This window comes from Micromonospora sp. MW-13 (assembly GCF_003434305.1).
Taxonomy (GTDB): domain Bacteria; phylum Actinomycetota; class Actinomycetes; order Mycobacteriales; family Micromonosporaceae; genus Micromonospora.
Map to the genome: position 1 here is coordinate 64344 of NZ_QKKX01000080.1, position 6349 is coordinate 70692.

The 6349-nt window shown below is 69.8% G+C and carries 1 pseudogene (running past one end of the window); it reads left to right on the top strand.

From position 1 onward, the window contains the following. Nucleotides 1-6349, top strand: a pseudogene (locus C5N14_RS29490) (hypothetical protein); its annotated part reaches 21563 nt to the left of the window's first position; the annotation flags it as partial.

A 6349-nucleotide genomic window follows, 5' to 3' on the forward strand; every position in this document is an offset into this window, starting at 1 on the left:
GACCCCGGCACCATCCGGCGATCCGGTCCTCGACCGGCACCGTGCCCTGCTCGACGCGATCCGGGCCGGACACCTGGCCGCCGCGTACCGCTACCTCGACGCCGCCGACGCGGCGGCCCGGCACCGTGTGCTCGCCGGCGCGGTGGCCGCGGTGGCACCGACCGCCCCGACCGACTCGATCGACCCGACCGCCCCCGCCGGGCTGCGGGCGCTGGCCGGCCTCGTCGACGCCGACCCCCGGGTCACCCGGCCGGGGCCGGAGCCGGAGGCGGTCTCCGACGCCGGCATCCTGCGGGCCGTGGCCGACATCCTCGACCCGGCCGTCGGCGCACTGGACACCTTCCGGGCCATCGCCTCCGCCGCGTGGACCATCAACCCCCCGCAGAACTGGCCGGAGACCCTGCAAGCCCTGACCGAGCTGCCCACGGCAGCCGGCCGCGACGCGGCGACGCTCCGCGACGCGCTCGACATCATCGAGCGGCAGCGGTTGCACCGCGTCGCCAAGCTGCTCACCGACCTGACCCGGGACGACGCCGGCCGGGTCGCCGCCGGGGTGACCGCGTCCGGGGCGAGCGCGACCGACCTGGCCCACGCGTGGGAGGACGTCTCCACCCCCGCCGACCTGATCCGGGCACTACCCGCACCGGCCGACACCTGGGCCGGAACGGCGGACACCCCACTACCGCCGGCCCACGTCGTGCATCATCCGATGCCCCCGGCATCCGCCTCGCTCGACGAGTGGCTCGCCATCGGCGACTGGGGCGACTCCCGCGCCTTCCTCGACGACCATCGGACGGACCTGCTCTCCGACCGGGCGCACAGCGCGCTTCAGATCCGCCGGGCGGGACAGCCCCACGACGTCGGTCTCGCCGCCCGGGACGCGCTGCTCACCCTGGCCCGCTACGGCCACCTCGACGACGGATACCACTACCTGCTCGGCCCCACCCCACCGGCCTCGGCACCGACAGCGGCCGGGACCCCGGCGCCTGCCCCGGGGGTGCCGACCGGGCGGCAGGAGTTGCTGACCAACCTGCTGGCCCGGCCGGATCTGGCCGACCCGGCCGCCGTGTCCGCCCTCGGCTACCTGGCGGCCACCCTCGACGGCCCGGTCGACGCCGTCGACGCGCAGATCCTGCGCCTCACCGCCGACGCGCTCGCCGGCCTGAACGTTGCCGATGACGCCGTCACCACACTGGTGCGCAACGCCCGCGACACCCTCTCCGCCCCGCAGCGGCAACAGTGGGCCAAGACGATCGGCCACCTCGCGGACAACGCCACCGGCACCCGTGGGCCGGCACTGCGGCACCTCGCCGACCGGCTGTTCACCACGGCACCGGATCCCGATCCGGCGCCGGCCACCCCGGATGTCGAGGCTGCCCGGGTGCGGCAGGTGACGCGGGAGCGCCTCCAGCAGGCCACCCAGGAACTCCAGCGCGCCGAGGACGACCTCGACCAGGCCCGCCGGGGCGAACGGGTCGCGCAGGGTGCCCGGGAGGCTGCGGAGGAGTCGCTCGACGCCGCCAGGACCGCCGTCACCACCGCCGAGGGTGAACGTGCCCGCCTTGAGGAGAACATCGACCACCTCAAGCGTGCGATGCCGGAACTCGACGCGGAGGTGACCCGGCTACAGGAACGGGAGTCTGCGGCCCGGCAGGCGGTCGACGACCTTGCCACCAGCCAGGACGAGCCACGGCGGGCCGCCGCCCAGGCGCAGCTTGACCAGGCGCGGCGGGAACTGGACGAGGCCCGCACGGTGCTGGAGAAAGCCACCAGCGACCTCCGGGACGCCGGATCGCACCTCGACCGGGTCCGTTCGGAGCTGCCGGACCTGCGCCGGCAGGCCGAGACCGCGAGCGAGGAGTTCCGGGCCCGCGACATCGCCGCGCGGGCGCACACCAACACCGTCCGGGTGCTCGACGAGGCCAGGACCGCCCGCAAGGCCGCCCGGGACGCCGCACAACATCAATTCGACGCGATGGCGTTGCCGGTCCCACCGGTCCCGCGCGGCACCCCGGTCGTGGACGTGGACGTGGCGCTGGCCGAGATCGCCCGCTCCGGCCACGGCCGGTCCGTCGTCCAGGAACTGGAACGCGCGGTACGCACCCGGCACGGCGACGCACTCCCGGCACGCCTGGTGCTGAGCACCGACCCGACCCGGCAGGCCGACAATGCCGCGACCGCCCCGGCGGACGAGTCCGCCGTACACGAACTGGACCGGGTACAACTGGCCCGGGACCTCGCCGCGAGCCTGACGATCCCGGTCGAACTGCGGGTCGGCGACGGCACCACCACCCAACCCCCGTACCTCGCCTACCCGGGTGGAGAGGTGGTGCGGCTGGACGTCACCGGCCGCCCGGAGACCCTCGACGACGCCGTGCGGCGGCTGCCGCAGCGCGTCCAGGACGACCTGGCCGCCCACCGGGGCCGGCCCGACGTGGACTCCCGGCTGGAGATCCTGCACGAGGCGGAGATCGGGTCGAGGCAGGACTTCGCCACGGCGGTGACCGGCCTGGTGGAGAACCTGAACCGCCACCAGGGGTACCTGGCCCACCGGTGGGTCACCCAGGCCGTCCCGCCGGTCGACGCCGCCGGCCTACGAGCATTGGCCGATGGCCTGGACACCACGGCCTGGCCGGAGCCCACCAGCACGCCGCCGGCTGGGCCGGTGGAGACCGGCCGCCCCGACGCCGTGGCCGCCGCCTGGTTGGCGTACGCCCCGCAGCACCGCGCCGACATGCTCGCCGACATGCTGGACGCCGTCCCCGGGCTCGGGTTCACCGTGAGCCGGCCGACCCGTGAACTGCCGGCCGATCAGCGCCCCGGTGCCCGGGTGCTGGCCGTGGCCGGGTCCACGGCCGCCGCTGGGGCGGTCCTCCTGGACACCACGCAACTGCACTGGTACGAACCCGCCCGCAACCAGATCCACACCGGCAGCATGCGGATGCTCGGCACCTGGGCCAACGACCGGGCCGGCGAGGACGCCGGACCGGACGGCATCTGGTACATCGTCCTGACACCGGACGGGACCGACCGCCCCCGTGACCCGTCGCCCCTCGAACACCACGTGGACGTGGCAGCACGGACCACGTCGACGTCGACCCCGCCGGTCGAGGCGGACCCTTCGGCGGACGTGGCCGGTGCGGTACGCGGTGACGTGTCGCTGCCGGGGGGTGCGGCGGCGTCTGCGTGGGGTCCTGCGGGTGGTTCGTCCCAGGGCGGCGTGAAAGAGGTGCCGTCGTCGGGGTGGGCGGCTGGTGTGGAGCCTTCGGTGGAGCCGGTTGATGGTGGTTGGCGGGTGTCGTATCGGAGTTCGGGGGTTTTGCCTGCGTGGGATGAGATGACGCATGTGTTCTCGGATCGGTTTTCGTGGCAGGGTCCGGAGCCGTTGCGCGTGGTGCCGACGCCGGGGGAGGCGCGTCCTTTCCGGGTGGAGGATGCGGGAAAGGACGCGGGGGAGCGGGTCTTCGTCGATTACTGGGCGCATCGTGGGTCGGGCGCGGTGGTGTTCCGTCGTCGGTTGGAGCCTGATGCGGACATGGACCGCGCCTCCATCGTGGGGACGTTGCGTGCGGTTGAGGAATGGGTGGTGGAGACCAACCGGGCGGTGAGGTCCGGGGGTGGACCGCGGGTCGAGGTGGTGTTCGACCCGGCGGTGAGTCCGGAGGCGCGGGCGGAGGTGCGGACGAAGGTTCGGCTGAGTCGTTTCGGCAGTGACCTGCGGGACAGCGACAACGTCTATGTGAGTGCTGACGGCACCGAGGGTCGGATCGAGCAGACGCACTGGCTTGCGGGTCTTTCCTCTCGGGCCTACGGGCATGAGTTGAAGCATTTCGCTGGGGTTCCGCATGCTGCTTCGGATCGGGATTTCCTGCGGAGGACCGGTCCGGTGGGTGAGGATCATCTGCACGAGCCCGGGTTCACGGGTTGGGAGATCGATCAGATCCTGGCGGTGGCGGAGTCGTTCGTGGCGCCCACCATCGCGTCCCGGTCGGTGCGGGCGTCCGGGTCGGAGTCGCCGGGGTCGGACTCGGAGGCGTCGGAGTCGTCCGCCGACTCGTTGCCGGGGCGGGCGGCGGCGATGGAATGGCACCCCCCGGACGACTCCGAGGCAGACGGACAGCCGTCCGGCCCAGCGGAAGGTGACCCCTCCGGTCTTGACCCGGAGTTCTTTCCGTTGTGGGATGACCCGCTGGCAGGACTCGATCTGACGACACCGGCGGCCGGCTCGGGATGGTCGCCGTCGGGCGGGCAGAGGTCGGACTGGGAAAAGGAAGTGGCGGAAGCCACCAGCTACTTGAAGCTCGCTGGAGCCGCTGCCGAGGCGGCATTTGGCAAGTGGGCGCGCGAGGTGTTCGAATTCGATCCCGCAAATCTTGACTGGAGACCGAACTACGTCTTCAACGAGTCGGTGTTGAACACCCACCGGGAAGAGTTGGGGAAGGAAGGCATCACCACCCCGACTGGATTGAGCGGATGGCTGGCCCGCCAACTGGCCAAGGAACTCGCCCTGGGTGGATCGTCGAGGTTCAGGGATCTTCTTCCGTATCCGGATCCGGAGAACATGTCCGAGCGGCAACGAGACGCCCTGCACCGGATCTGGCTCGACAAGATCGCAAACTCCCGATCTGTGGGTTACGAAGTCACGCATGTCGCTCTCCATGTGCTGGCCAAGGGGTTGGACCAGCCGATGCGGATCCACCATCCGTTCGGCGACCCGTACGACGACATCGGCCCGCCGCCCGATGACGGTGCCATCCCACACCCCGTCGTGTGGTGGAAGGGTGGTTACGTCATCCTCAAATCTCGTGACCCGACCGATGTCGACATCCTCGCCCGCATCGCCAGCGGCTACCAGCGGAAGTCGATATCCGACCACGAACAGCAGCGGCGGGATAGCCATTTCAGCAGGGCACTCGGTCTACTGAAAGCCAGGATCGACACGGCGAAAGAGAACTTTCCCGAGCCTCACCGGTCCCTCCTGCAAGACAAATTTGACCGCGACCTCGCGGTCATCGGTAAGCGCCCCTTTTCCCCTCGCCGCCAAGCCGAGGAACTGGACGCATACCACCGGTACCTCACCGGCCTCAGCGGCGACGGTGTCTGGGAAGGTGACTACCGATGGGAACTCCAAGACCCGTTCACCCTCCGTGTCGCCGCCCTCGTCAAAGCCAACAGTGGCGCGTACGCGAGTTCACGCTTCCGGCTGGGCGGCAACGACGTGCAACTCGCTCGCGTCGACCACGTGGTCCTACCGGGCGATATGGTCGCTATCGATTTCGGATCGGTCAACGGGGTGGGTGTCGGTATTATCAAAATCCCGTATATGGCCAACGGCACCGAAAAGTTTGCCTACCGGGAGATCGACCGCGAATTTTCTGACAGCGAGCTGGTCGAACTGAGAGGCAAGGCGCCCGGCCATGTGTGGCAACCCGACGAGCCGACGGTCAGCGCCCTCTATCACATCGCGGCGGGCTTAGACCCCAAAACGGGTGTATTAAGCCGATTCTTCGGCAAGGGCTCCGAAGGTGAAAAAGGCCAGAGAGCCCGTATCCCAGCCGTCAGGGTGGCTGACGGAAGTCCATTTGTCATCCCGAGGAGCATGAAGGAGGTCATTCTCCGACTCGGGTATGGCCGGGATAGTCGACCCCTCGCGGTCGTGGTAATGCCGGCTGAGAAGAGCGGGGCCGGGCAGGACCTGTATCTGCAACTGGTCAATCCTGCCCCCACCATCGACGACATTGAGTTGTTGCGCAAAACGGCGCTGTGGGAGGAACGCGGGCATTGGTGGAGCATTTCCCAGGTGAAATCATTCGATGACACAATTGGCTCGCATAGCCGATTGCCTAGTCCTCTGGGCTTTTCTCTCGGCAGCGGAACCTCAGCCAAGACGTTAGATGGGCGGGAGGTGAATCTCGCCCCTGGGACGCCGATCACGTTGGAGGTGGGGGAGCGGCGCCGGCCGGTCGGAAAGGATGTCCCTGTCGAGAGCGTCAAGGAAGTTGTCGTCGTGGTCAAGGCGCCGTTGGTTCCAAGACCGAACGCGTCGGCGTCCGAACCCGAATACGTCTTCCGGCTCTTCAGCAGGGATGCGACGGATTACGGTGCTCTCATAAAGCAGCTCGAAGACCGGCAGGCGTTGCTCAAACGGCGCAAAGAGCGAGCTGAGTCGGGAGCTCGGCGGGCCCCGAAGCGTCCGCGCATCCAGGATGGATCGTCCTTGCCCGCAGGGGCGGGCCCGGCGGACGCGGGTTCGAGCGAAACCATGATGGCCGGTGACGCCGGCGGTGTCGCGCCGGACTTGCGGGAGTTGCCCGGCCAGGCGACCCCGCCACACCAGCCGCCACCCCCA